This window comes from Pseudomonas sp. XP1 (assembly GCF_053557675.1).
This window is the reverse complement of record NZ_JBNRIJ010000004.1, coordinates 1-15905: the sequence shown is the minus strand read 5'-3', so window position 1 is coordinate 15905 and position 15905 is coordinate 1. Positions and strand designations below refer to the sequence as shown.

General features: G+C 62.3%; 12 protein-coding genes, 2 tRNA genes and 1 pseudogene. 4 read left to right on the top strand and 11 right to left on the bottom strand.

Annotated elements, in window-relative coordinates:
- Window positions 1-37 precede the first annotated feature (37 nt).
- From ACK1U9_RS05215 to rnr, 8 genes are all read right to left on the bottom strand, one after another.
- Window positions 38-2338: a YgiQ family radical SAM protein gene (locus ACK1U9_RS05215; RefSeq protein WP_046613306.1), complete on the bottom strand. Its 2301-nt coding sequence runs from the start codon at window positions 2336-2338 to the stop codon at window positions 38-40.
- A 202-nt stretch (window positions 2339-2540) separates the two neighbouring features.
- Window positions 2541-3938 carry a replicative DNA helicase gene (dnaB, locus tag ACK1U9_RS05210; RefSeq protein ID WP_015271992.1) on the bottom strand — a complete coding sequence of 466 codons (1398 nt, stop codon included), beginning with the start codon at window positions 3936-3938 and terminating at the stop codon, window positions 2541-2543.
- Window positions 3939-4051: 113 nt separating this feature from the next.
- The gene (rplI, locus tag ACK1U9_RS05205; protein ID WP_003249568.1) at window positions 4052-4498 is read right to left on the bottom strand and encodes a 50S ribosomal protein L9; all 447 of its coding nucleotides are present in this window, start codon (window positions 4496-4498) and stop codon (window positions 4052-4054) included.
- 20 nt (window positions 4499-4518) lie between these two features.
- Window positions 4519-5382, bottom strand: coding sequence for a hypothetical protein (locus ACK1U9_RS05200; RefSeq protein WP_003259010.1), 864 nt, complete (start codon window positions 5380-5382; stop codon window positions 4519-4521).
- 33 nt (window positions 5383-5415) lie between these two features.
- Window positions 5416-5646 carry a 30S ribosomal protein S18 gene (gene rpsR, locus ACK1U9_RS05195; protein WP_003249563.1) on the bottom strand — a complete coding sequence of 77 codons (231 nt, stop codon included), beginning with the start codon at window positions 5644-5646 and terminating at the stop codon, window positions 5416-5418.
- A 28-nt stretch (window positions 5647-5674) separates the two neighbouring features.
- Window positions 5675-6100, bottom strand: coding sequence for a 30S ribosomal protein S6 (gene rpsF / locus ACK1U9_RS05190; RefSeq protein ID WP_013974420.1), 426 nt, complete (start codon window positions 6098-6100; stop codon window positions 5675-5677).
- Between the two features lie 294 nt (window positions 6101-6394).
- The gene (rlmB, locus tag ACK1U9_RS05185) at window positions 6395-7141 is read right to left on the bottom strand and encodes a 23S rRNA (guanosine(2251)-2'-O)-methyltransferase RlmB (protein ID WP_046613310.1); all 747 of its coding nucleotides are present in this window, start codon (window positions 7139-7141) and stop codon (window positions 6395-6397) included.
- Entirely contained in the window at window positions 7138-9720 is a 2583-nt protein-coding gene (gene rnr / locus ACK1U9_RS05180; protein WP_449109745.1) for a ribonuclease R, read from the bottom strand. The genes rlmB and rnr overlap by 4 nt, the downstream gene beginning before the upstream one ends.
- 271 nt (window positions 9721-9991) lie before the next feature.
- Here rnr and ACK1U9_RS05175 point away from each other — a divergent pair.
- The 4 genes from ACK1U9_RS05175 to ACK1U9_RS05160 all read left to right on the top strand — a co-directional run bounded on the left by ACK1U9_RS05175 (window position 9992) and on the right by ACK1U9_RS05160 (window position 13036).
- A tRNA-Leu gene (locus tag ACK1U9_RS05175) sits at window positions 9992-10078 on the top strand.
- Window positions 10079-10166: 88 nt separating this feature from the next.
- A tRNA-Leu gene (locus tag ACK1U9_RS05170) sits at window positions 10167-10253 on the top strand.
- Between the two features lie 204 nt (window positions 10254-10457).
- Entirely contained in the window at window positions 10458-11471 is a 1014-nt protein-coding gene (locus tag ACK1U9_RS05165) for an extracellular solute-binding protein (protein WP_046613312.1), read from the top strand.
- Window positions 11471-13036, top strand: coding sequence for an ABC transporter permease subunit (locus ACK1U9_RS05160; RefSeq protein WP_435780647.1), 1566 nt, complete (start codon window positions 11471-11473; stop codon window positions 13034-13036). Before ACK1U9_RS05165 ends, ACK1U9_RS05160 begins: the two co-directional genes overlap by 1 nt.
- Window positions 13037-13068: 32 nt before the next feature.
- On the opposite strand, the gene ACK1U9_RS05155 is transcribed toward ACK1U9_RS05160, so the two are convergent.
- From ACK1U9_RS05155 to ACK1U9_RS05145, 3 genes and pseudogenes are all read right to left on the bottom strand, one after another.
- Window positions 13069-13536 (bottom strand): DUF2867 domain-containing protein, encoded by a 468-nt coding sequence (locus ACK1U9_RS05155; protein ID WP_046613316.1) that lies wholly within the window; start codon window positions 13534-13536, stop codon window positions 13069-13071.
- A 204-nt stretch (window positions 13537-13740) separates the two neighbouring features.
- Window positions 13741-14445 carry a methyl-accepting chemotaxis protein gene (locus ACK1U9_RS05150; protein ID WP_371053067.1) on the bottom strand — a complete coding sequence of 235 codons (705 nt, stop codon included), beginning with the start codon at window positions 14443-14445 and terminating at the stop codon, window positions 13741-13743.
- Between the two features lie 201 nt (window positions 14446-14646).
- Window positions 14647-14787 (bottom strand): annotated as a pseudogene (locus tag ACK1U9_RS05145) (hypothetical protein); the annotation flags it as partial.
- Window positions 14788-15905 lie beyond the last annotated feature (1118 nt).

The following is a 15905-nucleotide window of genomic DNA, read 5'->3' as shown; positions in this document are numbered from 1 at the left end:
CCCCCCCGGCGATTGGGCCGCAAAGCGGCCCCCGAAATCAGCGCGGGATCACTGGCTGACGCGGCTTCTTGTTGCCTTTGCCACCCTTGGCCGCTTCCTTGCGCTCCTTGGCCGCCTGCTGGTTACGCGCGAACGCTTCAGCCTTGGCTTTTTCACGCTTGTCCCAAGGCTTGCTGCCATCACTGCCACGCGGCGGCAGGCCGGTGTGCTGGGTAAGGACCTTCTGCTCCTTGCCCACCTTGTGGCTACCTGCCGGGGTCGAGTTCTTGCGGCGTGCACTCTGGTAGGTATCGGTCTGCGGCTGGTGCAGCGGGATCAGCTGGTGCTTGCCCGGCCCGATCAGGTCGGCGCGGCCCATGCGCTGCAGTGCCTCACGCAGCATCGGCCAGCCCTTCGGGTCGTGGTAACGCAAGAACGCCTTGTGCAGACGGCGCTGCTCCTCGCTCTTGACGATCTCCACGCCTTCGCTCTTGTAGGTCACCTTGCGCAGCGGGTTCTTGCCCGAGTGGTACATGGCCGTGGCCGAGGCCATCGGCGACGGGTAGAACGCCTGCACCTGGTCGGCACGGAAGCCGTTGCCCTTCAGCCACAGGGCCAGGTTCATCATGTCTTCATCGGTGGTGCCCGGGTGCGCGGCAATGAAGTACGGGATCAGGTACTGTTCCTTGCCCGCCTCTTTCGAGAACTTCTCGAACATGCGCTTGAAGCGGTCATAGGTGCCGATACCCGGCTTCATCATCTTGTCCAGCGGGCCACGCTCGGTATGCTCCGGGGCAATCTTCAGGTAACCGCCGACGTGGTGGGTGACCAGCTCCTTGACGTACTCCGGCGACTCCACCGCCAGGTCGTAACGCAGGCCCGAGGCAATCAGGATCTTCTTCACACCCGGCAGGGCGCGAGCCTTGCGGTACAGTTCGATCAGCGAGCTGTGGTCGGTGTTGAGGTTTTCGCAGATGCCCGGGAACACGCAAGACGGCTTGCGGCAGTGCTTCTCGATGTCATGGCTCTTGCAGGCGATGCGGTACATGTTGGCAGTCGGGCCGCCAAGGTCGGAAACCACGCCGGTGAAGCCCGGCACCTTGTCACGCATCTCTTCGATTTCGTGCAGGATCGACTCGTGCGAGCGGTTCTGGATGATGCGGCCTTCGTGCTCGGTGATCGAGCAGAAGGTGCAGCCACCGAAGCAGCCACGCATGATGTTCACCGAGAAGCGGATCATCTCGTAGGCCGGGATGCGCTCCTTGCCGTAGGCCGGGTGCGGCACACGGGCATAGGGCATGCCGAACACGTAGTCCATTTCCTCGGTGCTCATGGGGATGGGTGGCGGGTTGAACCACACATCCACTTCGCCATGCTTCTGCACCAGGGCGCGGGCGTTGCCCGGGTTGGTCTCCAGATGCAACACCCGGTTGGCATGGGCATAGAGTACCGGGTCGTTACGCACCTTCTCGAACGACGGCAGGCGGATCACCGACTTTTCCCGGGTCATGCTCGGGCTGTCGAGGATCTGCACGACCTTGGCTTCGTTCGGGTCCTCCTGGTCGCCCTTGGCCTGCTCGATGGCACAGGCCTGGGTGTCCTGAGTGTTCACGTACGGGTTGATGATCTTGTCGACGCGGCCCGGGCGGTCGATTCGGGTCGAATCGATCTCGTACCAGCCCTGAGGCGTGTCGCGACGCACGAAAGCAGTGCCGCGCACATCGGTGATGGTCTCGATCTTCTCGCCGTTGGACAGGCGCTGGGCCACCTCGACCACCGCGCGTTCGGCGTTGCCGAATAGCAGGATGTCGGCGCTGGCGTCGATCAGGATCGAGTGGCGGACCTTGTCCTGCCAGTAGTCGTAATGGGCGATGCGGCGCAGCGAAGCCTCGATGCCGCCGAGCACGATCGGCACGTGCTTGTAGGCTTCCTTGCAACGCTGGCTGTACACCAGGCTGGCGCGGTCCGGGCGCCTGCCGGCAAGGCCACCAGGGGTGTAGGCGTCGTCGGAACGGATTTTCTTGTCCGCGGTATAGCGGTTGATCATCGAGTCCATGTTGCCCGCAGCCACGCCGAAGAACAGGTTCGGCTCGCCGAGTTTCATGAAGTCGTCTTTCGACTGCCAGTTCGGCTGGGCAATGATGCCCACGCGGAAGCCCTGGGCCTCCAGCAGGCGGCCGATGATGGCCATGCCGAACGACGGGTGGTCGACGTAGGCATCACCGGTCACGATGATGATGTCGCAGGAATCCCAGCCGAGCAGATCCATCTCCTCCCTGCTCATCGGCAGGAAAGGTGCTGGCCCGAAGCATTCGGCCCAGTACTTGGGATAGTCGTAGAGTGGTTTGGCTGCTTGCATGTCAGTGACCGGTTCTGGTGTGCAGGGAAATCGCGGGCGCGGAATATAGCACAAATTTTGACCAAATCCGACGATGGTTGTCGGATTCATGGGTTGCCTGTACCGGTCTCATCGCCGGCAAGCAAACGCCTCCAGGAGCTCCACCGGCCTCAAGGCAGTGGTCTCCTGTGGGAACTGGCTTGCCGGCGATGAGGCCGGTGGCTTATTCGTCGTCGTCGAAGTTGTACATGCCCGGCGCAAGGTTCTCGAAGCGGGTGTACTTGCCGATGAACGCCAGGCGCACGAAGCCGATGGGGCCGTTACGCTGTTTACCGATGATGATTTCCGCCACGCCCTTGTGCTCGGTCTCGGGGTGGTACACCTCGTCGCGGTACACGAACATGATCACGTCGGCGTCCTGCTCGATCGCACCAGATTCACGCAAGTCGGAGTTCACAGGGCGCTTGTTCGGGCGCTGTTCCAGGGAGCGGTTCAGCTGCGACAGGGCGATGACCGGGCAGTTGAACTCCTTGGCCAGGGCCTTGAGCGAGCGGGAGATCTCGGAAATCTCGTTGGTCCGGTTGTCACCGGCCGAACCCGGAATCTGCATCAGCTGCAGGTAGTCGACCATGATCATGGCGATTTCGCCGTGCTCACGGGCCAGGCGGCGGGTACGCGCACGCATTTCCGAGGGGCTGATGCCGGCGGTATCGTCGATGAACAGCTTGCGGTCGTTGAGCAGGTTCACCGCCGAGGTCAGGCGCGGCCAGTCGTCGTCGTCCAGCTGGCCGGAACGCACCTTGGTCTGGTCGATACGGCCCAGAGACGAGAGCATACGCATGATCAGCGATTCTCCTGGCATCTCGAGGGAGAACACCAGCACCGCCTTGTCGGTACGCAGTACGGCGTTTTCCACCAGGTTCATGGCGAAGGTGGTCTTGCCCATCGACGGTCGGCCGGCGACGATGATCAGGTCGGCTGGCTGCAGGCCGCTGGTCTTCTCGTCGAGGTCGGTAAAGCCTGTGGAAACACCGGTGATGTCGCTGTCGGAGTTGAACAGCGTGTCGATGCGGTCGATGGCCATGGTCAACAGTTCGTTGACCCCCACCGGGCCGCCGGTCTTCGGCCGCGCCTCGGCGATCTGGAAGATCTGCCGCTCGGCGTCGTCGAGAATCTCTTCGGCGTTGCGCCCTTGGGGGTTGAACGCGTTGTCGGCGATATCGGTACTGATGCTGATCAGCTGACGCAGGGTGGCGCGCTCGCGAATGATCGCGGCGTAGGCCTTGATGTTGGCTACCGACGGGGTGTTCTTGGCCAACTCTGCCAAGTACGCCAAGCCACCGACTTGCGAAGAAAGGCCTTCCTTGTCCAACTGCTCGTGAAGGGTCACCACGTCGAATGGCTGGTTGGCGTCGGCCAACTTGTGCACGGCACGGAAAATCAGGCGGTGGTCATGCCGGTAGAAGTCGCCATCCGACACCTGGTCCAGTACCCGCTCCCAGGCGTTGTTGTCCAGCATCAGGCCACCGAGCACGGCCTGTTCGGCCTCGATGGAATGCGGCGGCACCTTCAGGGCTGCAGTTTGCAGGTCAAGCTGTTCGGAGGTGGTGATCTCGTTCATGGCCACGAAAGAATTCTGGAGGATGAAAAAGACAAAGGGCACGGCCTGTCGAAAACAGGACCGTGCCCGATGTTAACCGCCTGACCCACAAGGAGCCAGCCAGTCAGCGCAGCTTAGGCAGCTACGACGACCACGCGTACGGTGGCTTCAACGTCGCTGTGCAGGTGCACGGCTACGTCGTATTCGCCAACCTGACGGATGGTGCCGTTCGGCAGACGAACTTCAGCCTTGGCCACTTCAACGCCGGAGGCGGTCAGGGCGTCAGCGATGTCGTGGGTGCCGATCGAACCGAACAGCTTGCCTTCGTCGCCAGCGGTGGCAGTGATGGTCACTTCCAGCTCGGCCAGTTGGGCAGCGCGGCTTTCAGCCGAAGCTTTCTTGTCAGCAGCTGCTTTTTCCAGCTCGGCGCGACGCTCTTCGAACGCAGCCAGGTTGGCGGCGTTGGCAACGGTGGCCTTGCCGAATGGCAGCAGGAAGTTACGGCCGTAACCAGCCTTAACCTTTACTTTGTCGCCCAGGTTGCCCAGGTTAGCGACTTTTTCCAGCAGGATCAGTTCCATTTGGTAAAACCTCTTAACTTTTAACCTTCACCGTTCGCGGAGTCATTCCCCTTGGGGGACTTGCGACCGCGAAAATCAATCAGGCTGTCGACAATGGCCAAAACCACCAGCAACGGATAAATCAGCTGCATGATCAGCGGCAACGTCACGTACATGCCCACCAGCCAGAAACCGGCCAGTCGCCCCTGTGCCACCAGCCCGTGCATCAAGGCGATGCCGGCCAGCACCAGTACCAGGCTCGAGGCCGATGCCAGGACGATGAACTGCGGCCCGATGAACGGGGCCACCACCATCACTGCCACCAAGACCGCCATGGTCTGTTTCGGCAACTTCAGGGCGCGAAACTCGCGACCGAAGCCTCCAGGGTTGTACAACGCTGCCTGCCAGTAGCGCGCCAGCACCAGGGCCAGCACACTGAACAATTGCACCGTCACTGCTGTGGAAGCGACCAGCACAGGGCGGATCAGCTCACCGGAGAGCACCGGCTGCCCCTCGATTTTCGGCATGGCTTCGGCAAACGCCTTGGCCAGCACATCGAAGGTTTGCGCCAACGCCAGATCGAGCACGAGGCTGAAAGCCACGGCGAACACGGCACTGACCAGCAACACCCGGCTCCAGGGATGCTCGGCGCGCAACAGCGCAGCCAAGCCCAGGGCACCAGCGATCACCAGAAAGGTGATGGGATCGCCCATGACCCACACGGCCAGCCCGGCCAGCAGGCCGCCGGCGATGACCGTTGTAGCATCCTTGAACCCACGCCGCAGCAGCACAAGGCTGCCGGCAGCGGCACTCAACCAGAACAGCAGCGGCAGTACCGCGCTGATGACCACCACCAGGGTGGCCTGCACACGACCGCGCATGATGAAACTTGCTAACGCTCGCATGCTAATCCCTTACTGCTTGTCGACGACCCGGTCTCAGCGGCCGTGGCTGTCGGTGTAGGGCAGCAGGGCCAGGAAGCGGGCGCGCTTGATAGCGGTAGCCAGCTGACGCTGATAACGAGCTTTGGTACCGGTGATACGGCTTGGAACGATCTTGCCGGTTTCGGATACGTAAGCTTTCAGGGTGTTGAGATCTTTGAAGTCGATCTCTTTCACGTCTTCAGCAGTGAAGCGGCAGAATTTACGACGACGGAAGAAACGTGCCATTTAATAGGCTCCTCTAAAGGTCCGTGGATTACTCGTCAGCGTTATCGCTGGAGTCGCTGTCATTGCTGTCGTCGCCGTCGGCGGATTCAGCATGCTCAGGACGCTCACGACGCTCACGGCGCTCGCTGCGGTTTTCTTCAGCCTTCAGCATCTCGGACTGGCCGGTAACGGCTTCGTCGCGACGGATGACCAGGTTACGGATAACGGCATCGTTGTAGCGGAAGTTGTCTTCCAGCTCGGCCAGGGCCTTGCCGGTGCACTCAACGTTCAGCATCACGTAGTGAGCCTTGTGAACATTGTTGATTGCGTAGGCCAGTTGACGACGGCCCCAGTCTTCCAGGCGGTGGATCTTGCCACCATCTTCTTCGATCAGCTTGGTGTAACGCTCAACCATGCCGCCGACTTGCTCGCTCTGGTCCGGGTGAACCAGGAAGATGATTTCGTAATGACGCATGAATGCTCCTTACGGGTTAGTAGTCTGCCAGCGAATCTGGTCAGACAAGGAGTGAATGACACTGTATGTCTTGCACGGAGGGGAGGCACATGAGCGCCTGCCAGCTCGGCAAGGGGCGCAATTGTAGAGAAGGCGAGGCGTACAAGCAAGGCGATTGGTGAATATTTGAACAGCCGGAAGCACTTTATTCCTGCACTGGCCCTATCGCCGGCAAGCCAGCTCCACAGGTGCTAAACCCTGTGGCGCACCTGTGGGAGCTGGCTTACCGGCGATAAGGCCGGTACAGGCCGAAGATCAGCGCTTGGCCTGACGCTGACGCACAGCCTCGAACAGGCACACGCCCGTCGCCACCGACACGTTCAGGCTGCTGACACTACCGCCCATCGGCAACTTCACCAGGAAATCGCAATGTTCGCGTGTCAGCCGGCGCATGCCCTTGCCTTCCGCGCCCATGATCATCACCAGCGGCCCGGTCAGGTCCTGCTGGTAGATTTCCTGCTCGGCCTCGCCGGCGGTACCTACCACCCACAGGCCACGCTGCTGCAGTTTTTCCAGGGTGCGCGCCAGGTTGGTCACAGCCACCAGCGGGATCACCTCCGCGGCGCCACAGGCCACCTTGCGCACGACCGGCGTCAGGGTTGCGGACTTGTCCTTGGGCACCACCACTGCCGTGGCACCGGCGGCATCGGCGGTACGCAGGCAGGCGCCAAGGTTGTGCGGGTCGGTGACACCGTCCAGCACCAGGATCAGCGGTGGTGTTTCGGTGCGCTCGAGCAACTCCTCGAGCATCAACTCGCCCCAGACCTGGCTCGGGCTCACCTCGGCGACCACACCCTGATGCACGCCCTCTACCCAGGCGTCCATCTCACGGCGTTCGGCCTGGCCGACCGCCACGCGATGTTCCGCGGCCAGCGCCAGCAGCGCCTGCAAGCGAGGCTCGCTGCGCCCTTCCGACAGCCAGATCTGCTTGACCCGCTTCGGATGGTGCTGCAGCAATGCCTGCACGGCGTGCACGCCGTAGATCTTTTCCAGCTGACTCATGACTTGCTCTTGCTCTTGCTCTTGCGTGGCGCGCCGGACTTCGACGGGCCTTTACGGTGCTTGGTCGGTTTGCCGGAAGCCTTGCCACCCTTGTCCGACTTGCTGCTGGCATGGCCGCCACTGCGCGCCTCGCTCATCAGCGCCTTCTTCATTTCGCGGCTCTTGCGCACTTCGGCGTTACGCTGCACGGCGTCTTTCGGGAAGTACGCCTCGGCGGTCTCGCTCTTGCGGCTGCGCGGCTTCGGCGTGGCCTTGGCCTCGACCGGGGCTTGCTCGGCGTGGCTGGCAGCCGGCGCGGCGCCACGCTGCTTGCGGCCGATCGGGGCGGCGAGGGTCTTTTCCGACACCTCGAAGTCGATCTTGCGCTCGTCCAGATCGACGCGCATGACCTTGACCTCGATCGTGTCGCCCAGGCGGAAGCTGCGACCGGTACGCTCGCCAGACAGGCGGTGGTGCACCGGATCGAAGTGGTAGTAGTCGCCCGGCAGCGCACTGACGTGCACCAGACCTTCTACGTAGATGTCGGTCAGCTCGACGAACAGGCCGAAGCCGGTCACAGCGGTGATCACACCCGGGAAGGTCTCGCCCACGCGATCCTTCATGAATTCGCACTTGAGCCAGTTGACCACGTCACGGGTGGCTTCATCGGCCCGACGCTCGGTCATCGAGCACTGCTCGCCGAGCTGCTCGAGGGTGTTTTCGTCGTACGGGTAGATACGCGCCTTGGGGATGCTCATGGCGCCAGCACGCTTGACGTGCGGGGTATCTACCTTGGAGCGGATGATGCTGCGGATGGCGCGGTGCACCAGCAGGTCCGGGTAACGACGGATCGGCGAGGTGAAGTGGGTATAAGCCTCGTAGTTCAGGCCGAAGTGGCCGTTGTTCTCGGTGCTGTACACCGCCTGGCTCAGCGAACGCAGCATCACGGTCTGGATCAGGTGGAAGTCCGGGCGCCCGGCGATGCTCGCAAGCAGTGCCTGGTAGTCTTTCGGCGACGGGTCCTTGCCCTTGTGCAGGCTCAGGCCCAGTTCGCCCAGGAACGCGCGCAGCTTTTCCAGGCGCTCCGGCGGCGGGCCGTCGTGCACGCGGTACAGGGCCGGCACACCATGCTTCTGCAGGAATTCGGCGGTGGCCACGTTGGCCGCCAGCATGCATTCCTCGATCAGCTTGTGGGCGTCGTTGCGCACGGTCGGGCGAATTTCCGCGATCTTGCGCTCGTCACCGAAGATGATGCGGGTTTCCTGGGTCTCGAAGTCGATCGCGCCGCGTGTGTGACGGGCCTCCAGCAGCACCTTGTACAGGTTGTACAGGTTCTTCAGGTCCGGGACGACTGCCTTGTACTCCTCGCGCAGCGCCTTGCCCTCACGGGTACGGGAATGCTCGAGCATGCTGCTGACCTTGTTATAGGTCAGGCGGGCGTGGGAGTGGATGACGCCTTCGTAGAACTGGTAGGCGACCATCTGGCCGGCTTTGTTCATGGTCATTTCGCAGACCATGGCCAGGCGATCGACATGCGGGTTCAGCGAGCACAGGCCGTTGGACAGCTCTTCGGGGAGCATAGGCACCACACGCTCGGGGAAGTACACCGAGTTGCCGCGCTGCTGGGCCTCGACGTCCAGGGCCGAACCCAGGCGCACGTAGCTGGACACGTCGGCAATGGCCACATACAGGCGCCAGCCACCGGAGAACAGGCGCAGTTTGCCCAACGGCTCGCAATAGACAGCATCGTCGAAGTCGCGGGCGTCCTCGCCGTCAATGGTGACGAACGGCAGGTGGCGCAGGTCGACGCGCTTCTCCTTGTCCTTCTCTTCGACTTCAGAGCGGAACTTGCGCGCTTCCTTGATCACGTCTTTGGGCCAGACGTGCGGGATATCGTAGCTGCGCAGGGCAACGTCGATTTCCATGCCCGGCGCCATATAGTTGCCGATGACCTCTACCACATCGCCTTGCGGCTGGAAGCGCGGGGTGGGCCAGTGGGTGATCTTGATCTCGACGAACTGGCCGATCTTGGCACCGCCGTTGCGCCCGGCGGTGACCAGCACTTCCTGCTGGATCTTCGGGTTGTCCGGGGTCACGTAGCCGATACCGCCTTCTTCGAAGTAACGGCCGACCACACTTTCGTGGGCACGGGAGATGATTTCGACCAGCACGCCTTCGCGGCGACCACGGCGGTCGACGCCAGAGACCCGGGCCAGGCCGCGGTCGCCGTCGAACACCAGGCGCATCTGCGACGGGCTGAGGAACAGGTCTTCGCTGCCATCGTCCGGAATAAGGAAGCCGAAGCCATCGCGGTGACCGGAAACGCGGCCGCAGATCAGGTCCAGCTTGTCTACCGGGGCATAGGTGCCGCGCCGGGTATAGATAAGCTGGCCATCGCGCTCCATGGCGCGCAGGCGGCGGCGCAGTGCTTCGATCTGGTCTTCGTCGTAAAGACCGAACTCGGCCGCCAGCTCCTCGCGTGCGGCCGGTTCGCCACGGTCGGCGAGGCGCTGCAGGATCAGCTCACGGCTGGGAATGGGGTTGTCGTATTTTTCCGCTTCGCGAGCGGCCTCGGGATCGAGGGATTGCCAATCGGCCATCAGAAGGGGTTCACCTTGGGGTATATAGATATGAATTCTGGCATAGGCGTATTGAAACCGGAAATGTCAGCCTTGGACAGCCCTACCGGCGTCTCCGGCGAGAAGGAATAGGCCTGCGGAATCAACAAGTTGAATTTTTTGAAATTTTTTTTGCTCGGGGGGTTTACAGCCCCCCGGACCGTCCGTATAGTGCGCACCACAACGACGGACAACCCCGAAGTTGTAGTAGAGATGAGCGGCGCTGTAAAGCATCAAGTAATCTCGAATGTGTGCCCAGGTGGCGGAATTGGTAGACGCGCTGGTTTCAGGTATCAGTGGCTTAACGGCCGTGGAAGTTCGAGTCTTCTCCTGGGCACCAAATATTTTCAAGTAACAGATGACCAAGGATCTGTTACTACTGTGTGAAAGCGAACGATAGTCGCCTTCTCCAGACGATGTAAAGCTTTGCCCAGGTGGCGGAATTGGTAGACGCGCTGGTTTCAGGTATCAGTGACTTAACGGTCGTGGAAGTTCGAGTCTTCTCCTGGGCACCATACAAAAACCCACTAGCTTGCTAGTGGGTTTTTTCTTGCCTGCGATTTTTGTATCCCTCCTCTTTCGGTCATAGGCACAGCCAACACACCTTCAGACTCTTGCACCATGGTCTGACCATGAATTTCTCGTCACCCGGCCACTTGAGAAACGATTTCGTTTACCATTGTTTCCAAATATGTAGCCGTAAGCGAGGAAGTACCCGCATGACGATCCGCCCGCAACCGCTGATGCGTACCTTGGCCGCCGCCGTGCTGAGCCTGGCCATCGGCGCTCCGGCCGCCATGGCAGACGCACCGGTCACCCTGACCATGTACAACGGTCAGCACAAGGAAATCGGCGAGGCCATCGCCAAGGCCTACGAGGCCAAGACCGGCATCCACATAAATATTCGCAAGGGCAGCAGCAACCAGCTGGCCAGCCAGATCATCGAGGAAGGCGAACGCTCGCCGGCCGACATCATCTATACCGAAGAGTCCCCGCCCCTGAACAACCTGGGCGAACTGGGCCTGCTGGCAAAGATCGACGACGCCACCGCGAACATGATGCCCAAGGAGTACGTTGGCACCAACGGCACCTGGATGGGCATTACCGCCCGTACGCGTATCGTCGTGTTCAACCCGAAGAAGGTCGACGAGAAAGACCTGCCGACCACAGTGATGGACTTCGCCAACCCCGAGTGGGAAGGTCGCGTCGGCTATGTACCCACCAGCGGCGCCTTCCAGGAGCAGGCCGTGGCTATCCTGAAGATGCACGGGCGAGAAGCCACCGAAGAATGGCTGACCGGCCTGAAGGCATTCGGCAAGACCTACACCAACAACATGGTCGCCCTCAAAGCCGTGGAAAAGGGCGAAGTCGCTGCGGTACTGGTGAACAACTATTACTGGTATGCGCTTGAGCGCGAGCGCGGCAAGCTGGACACCAAGCTCTACTACCTGGCCGATGGCGATGCCGGCAACCTGGTCACCATTTCCGGCGCAGCCGTGGTCAAGGCCAGCAAGCACCCGAAGGAAGCCCAGGCCCTGCTCAACTGGATGGCCAGCGAAGAAGGCCAGCGCGTGATCACCCAGACCACCGCCGAGTACCCGCTGCACAAAGGCATGGTCTCCGACCGTGGCCTGAAGCCGTTCGAAGACCTGCGCCCGCCGAAGATCTCACCAGCCGACCTGGGCAATGCAGAGGAAGCGATCGAGCTTGAGCGCGAGGTCGGCCTGCTCTGATGACTGCCGCCCTGTCCGAGCCGGTGCCAGTACGCTTCGTACCGCGCCGCAAGCGCCCCTCCGTCTGGGTGGTGCTGCCTGTGCTGTTCCTGGTAGCGATGAGCTTGCTGCCTTTGCTGTACGTTGCCATGAAAGCCTGGGAGGCCGGCTGGCGAGAAGCCATGCACCTGCTGTGGCGGCCGTTTGTCTGGGGGCTGATGCGCAACACCCTGATGCTGATGGTCGGGGTGACGCTGACCTGCATGGCAGTCGGCCTGGCCCTGGCTTGGCTGCTGGAGCGCAGCAACCTGGCCGGCCGTCGGCTATGGGGAGTGGTGCTATGCCTGCCGTTTGCCGTGCCGTCGTTCGTCAGCAGCTTCACCTGGGTGTCGCTGAGTTCTGACTTCGAAGGGCTGGGCGGAGCGATCATGGTCATGGCCCTGTCCAAGTACCCGCTGGTGTTCCTGCCGGTGGCCGCAACCCTGCGCAACCTCGATACCTCGCTGGAGGAATCGGCACGTACGCTGGGTTGCAGCCGCTGGGAAGTATTCATCAAGGTCACCCTGCCGCTGCTGTGGCCATCGATGCTGGGCGGCGCGCTGCTGATCGCCCTGCACATGCTGGTGGAATTCGGCGCCCTGTCGATCCTCGGCCTGCAAACCTTCACCACGGCTATCTACCAGCAGTTCGAACTGGAGTTCAGCAATGCCAACGCGGCCATGCTGTCCGCCGTACTGTTGGCGATGTGCCTTTTGATGCTGTGGCTTGAACTGCGGGTACGTGGCAAGGCCCGCCATGTGCGCATCGGCCAGGGCGTGGCGCGTCGGGCGCAACCAGTGCGGCTACGTGGCTGGGCTGTGCTGGCGCAACTGTTCTGCGTGGGCCTGGCGGTGCTGGGCAGCGGTATTCCGCTGGCCATGCTCGGCTACTGGCTGAGCGTGGGTTCATCGGCGGCATTCCCGGTGGCAGCCATTTCCAAGGCGTTGTTCACCTCGCTGTCGGTGTCGCTGGGTGGTGCCGGTTTCTGCGTGCTGATGGCCCTGCCTATCAGCTTCCTGGTGGTGCGCTACAAGGGCCGCCTGGCAATCTGGGCCGAGCGCCTGCCATACCTTTTGCATGCCCTGCCCGGCCTGGTGATTGCCCTGACCCTGGTGTTCTTCGCCCTGCATTACGTGCCGGCGCTATACCAGACCACAGCACTGTTGCTGCTGGCCTATGCGCTGCTGTTCCTGCCGCTGGCGCAGTCGCCGGTGCGCACCGCGCTGAACAAGGCTTCACCTACACTGGAGGAAGCGGCGCGGACCTTGGGCGCGGGCAGCTTTGCCGCGTTCTGCCGGGTGACCCTGCCGATCATCTTCCCAGCCATGGCTGCAGCATTTGCCCTGGTGTTCCTGGATGCCATGAAGGAACTGACAGCTACCTTGCTGCTCAGCCCGACCGGAATGACCACCCTGGCCACCGAGGTGTGGGCGCACACGGCCAACGTCGAGTTCGCGGCGGCAGCGCCTTATGCGGCGTTGCTGATCGTGGTGTCGGGGCTGCCCGTATACCTGCTGACTACGCGGATGTATCTGAACAAGGCATAACCTTCTTCGCCGGCTTGCCGGCGATGAAGCCATCAGATGTTTCGCAGCATGCGCCGCACAATCGGCCCATGCGCCTTGCCGACAGGCAGCATGTAGAGGCGGCCGAAGCGGTTGAAGCACTGTACCGAGGTGGTCACGCTCAAACGCTGCTGGCCATCCCTCGGCTCATCCAGATCCATGCTCACCATCACCGCCAGGTGCGTGTCACGCGAGGTCAGGACCAATTGATGGTCGCTGATTGCCTCGACCAGGAAAAAGTCCAGATGCTCGCCCACTACCGGCAAACGTTCGGGGCTGCGCGATGAGAAACCGTGGATAGCAGTGACATTGAAGCGGCGCGAGATGAAATCGCGCAGGCGAAAGGCTTTGGCCAGCCAGCCTGGGACGTCCGAAGTCATGGTGCAGTAGGCCTGGAGAGCGGTCATGGGCGCGTTGACATGCACGCTGTCGCAATGGAGAAAATCCAGGGCGGCCGGGGCGGCGACCAGTTGAGCTGACATGAACAACTCCGTTTGCCATGTGTCGTTGCCATCTTAGCAACACTGCACCGCCAAAACTCGATGGCCTTGCACAATTGCAGAAGCTTGCACTTGCCCTGTGGGAGCGGGTTAACCCGCGAACACCGGCGGAGCCGGTGCCATGCCGCGTCGTCTTCTTCGCGGGTGAACCCGCTCCCACAGGGATTGCGATTCGCTTGCGAATTTCTATGCCCTGAATTGGCCCAGGCTGGCACGCAGCTGTGCGGCCAGGTCATCCAGCACCTTGCTGCTTGCGGTGGTCTGCATCACCACCTCGGCCGAGCGTTCGGCCTGGGCGTGTATGGTTTCCACCCGCCCACGCACTGCCTGCGCCCCGCTCGCCTGCTGCTCGGCCGCCCGGGTGGCCAGGCCGATGGCTGCGTGCACCTGCTCCACCGCTGCCTGCACCGACTGTTGGCGGCGCTCGTTGTCACGCAACACCAGCAGCCCTTCGCTGGCCTTGAGACCGGCCTGGCTGATGGTGGCCACGGCCTCCTTGGCCCCCTTCTGCAGTGCGGCGATGTGCGCCTGGATATCTCCCGTAGAACTTTGCGTCTTGCTCGCCAGCGCCCGCACCTCATCGGCCACCACGGCAAACCCGCGCCCGGTTTCGCCAGCACGGGCGGCTTCGATGGCCGCGTTCAGGGCCAGCAGGTTGGTCTGTTCGGCGATGCCGTGGATAACGGTCAGCACCACTTCGATCTGCTCGCTCTGCTTGGCCAGGCGCTCGATCACCTGGGAGCCGGCCTCCACCTGCCCGGCCAGGTTCTCGATCAAACCGGCGAGCTGAGTCGAGGTACGGCTGTTCTCGTCAGTAGCCTGGCGGATATCCACCACCTGCTGCAGGGCTGCCTGCATGGCATGGCTTTCAGCCTGGGCCTCATCGGCCATGCTCGACAGATCGCGCAGGCTGGCCGCCACTTCATCGCGTTGCAGTGCAGCGGCAGCATCGGCGCCGGCATTGCGCTGGGCCATCGCGCCAATCTCCACGCCGGTGCGCTGCGCCACCTCGCCCGCCTCGCGCACGATGGGTTGCAGCTTGTCGACAAAGCGGTTAACCGCCGAAGCCATGTCGCCAATTTCGTCGCGGCTGTCGAGGGGCACGCGCTTGGTCAGGTCGCCTTCGCCAGCCGCCAGGTCGTCGAGCGCGGCAATCAGCAGGCGCAGCTTGCTCAGCACCCGGCGACCAAGCACCACGGCCACCACCACCAGCACACCCAGGCCGACCAGCATCAGGCCCAGCCCGATGCGCCAGCGCAGTTCGGCAGCAGCATCACGCACAGTCTGTGCGGTATTGGCCTGCATCGCGGCTGCGCTGCCCTGCGCCTTTTCCAGGCGCTCGCGCAAGGTCTTGCCACTGTCGGCAGCAGCACCGACCAGACTGTCGCCGACCAGTTGCTCGCCGCTGGCGATCAGTGCGGCGAAGCGCTGGTCCAGGGCCTTTAGCTCCTGATCGATACCGGCGGTGGAAACGCCCATCACCACCTTGCCGATTTCTGCACCATTGGGGTTGATCGAGGCCTCGACGAAGTACACCGCCGGGTCGCGCCGGGCCGCGTCGATCACCTTGTCCAGCGCACGCTCGCCCTGGCCCTTGTCCATCAATGCCTGGTTGATCGGGTTTTGCCGGTTCAGGTAGCGGGTCAGGTGCTGGCCCTGGGCGTCGTCGTAGACCACGAACAGCACGTTGGGGTTGCGCTGGGCACGCCGGGCGAAGTCAGAGAGCACCGGCACATCGTTGTCCCAGATCGCCCGCGGTGCGACCGACGCCAGCAGCTCGGCCATATCGTTGGCGGAGTCCTTGAGGTTCTTTTCCAGCGTGCTGCGCAGTTGCTGTTGCTCGCTTTGCAGGCGCGCCGACAAACCTGCGCTCAGCCGCTGGCGGGTGCTGCTGGAGAGGCTGTCGAGGCCTGAGCGTACGTCTTGCCCGGCTTGCTCCAGCTCGCTGGCGAGCTGCCGGCTGTCATTGCCCAGGCGTTCACCCAAGTCGGCCTCCAAGGCGGTGACCGTGCTTCGGGTAAGGGCAACGGCGACCAGCACCTGCACCAAAAGAGCGATACCAAGGGCAACAAACACAGGCCGCAAAAGGCGGCTTCGTAACAGTGAGAGGATGGCAGACACGGTGTAACCCTCGTGTTTTCTGGCGCCACTATTTTGATGGCATCTTCAGAAATTTCTTACAGCAAGGGTTGTGCCGAGGGCAGCAGGGATAAACGCCAAGGTTCAGCAATGGGTTTTCCGGTACTGGCCTCTTCGCGGGCTTGCCCGCTCCCACAGGTATGGACTGCCCCCTAGAAGTTGGACACCAATCCAACCCTTGGGGGATCTATGGGTAAATACACAGAGCAGTT

What these genes read in the sequence shown, in the direction of transcription:
- ACK1U9_RS05215 (WP_046613306.1), bottom strand. Translation starts at nt 2,338, where the DNA reads ATGCAAGCAGCCAAACCACTCTACGACTATCCCAAGTACTGGGCCGAA.
- dnaB (WP_015271992.1), bottom strand. Translation starts at nt 3,938, where the DNA reads ATGAACGAGATCACCACCTCCGAACAGCTTGACCTGCAAACTGCAGCC.
- rplI (WP_003249568.1), bottom strand. Translation starts at nt 4,498, where the DNA reads ATGGAACTGATCCTGCTGGAAAAAGTCGCTAACCTGGGCAACCTGGGC.
- ACK1U9_RS05200 (WP_003259010.1), bottom strand. Translation starts at nt 5,382, where the DNA reads ATGCGAGCGTTAGCAAGTTTCATCATGCGCGGTCGTGTGCAGGCCACC.
- rpsR (WP_003249563.1), bottom strand. Translation starts at nt 5,646, where the DNA reads ATGGCACGTTTCTTCCGTCGTCGTAAATTCTGCCGCTTCACTGCTGAA.
- rpsF (WP_013974420.1), bottom strand. Translation starts at nt 6,100, where the DNA reads ATGCGTCATTACGAAATCATCTTCCTGGTTCACCCGGACCAGAGCGAG.
- rlmB (WP_046613310.1), bottom strand. Translation starts at nt 7,141, where the DNA reads ATGAGTCAGCTGGAAAAGATCTACGGCGTGCACGCCGTGCAGGCATTG.
- rnr (WP_449109745.1), bottom strand. Translation starts at nt 9,720, where the DNA reads ATGGCCGATTGGCAATCCCTCGATCCCGAGGCCGCTCGCGAAGCGGAA.
- ACK1U9_RS05165 (WP_046613312.1), top strand. Translation starts at nt 10,458, where the DNA reads ATGACGATCCGCCCGCAACCGCTGATGCGTACCTTGGCCGCCGCCGTG.
- ACK1U9_RS05160 (WP_435780647.1), top strand. Translation starts at nt 11,471, where the DNA reads ATGACTGCCGCCCTGTCCGAGCCGGTGCCAGTACGCTTCGTACCGCGC.
- ACK1U9_RS05155 (WP_046613316.1), bottom strand. Translation starts at nt 13,536, where the DNA reads ATGTCAGCTCAACTGGTCGCCGCCCCGGCCGCCCTGGATTTTCTCCAT.
- ACK1U9_RS05150 (WP_371053067.1), bottom strand. Translation starts at nt 14,445, where the DNA reads ATGGCCGATGAGGCCCAGGCTGAAAGCCATGCCATGCAGGCAGCCCTG.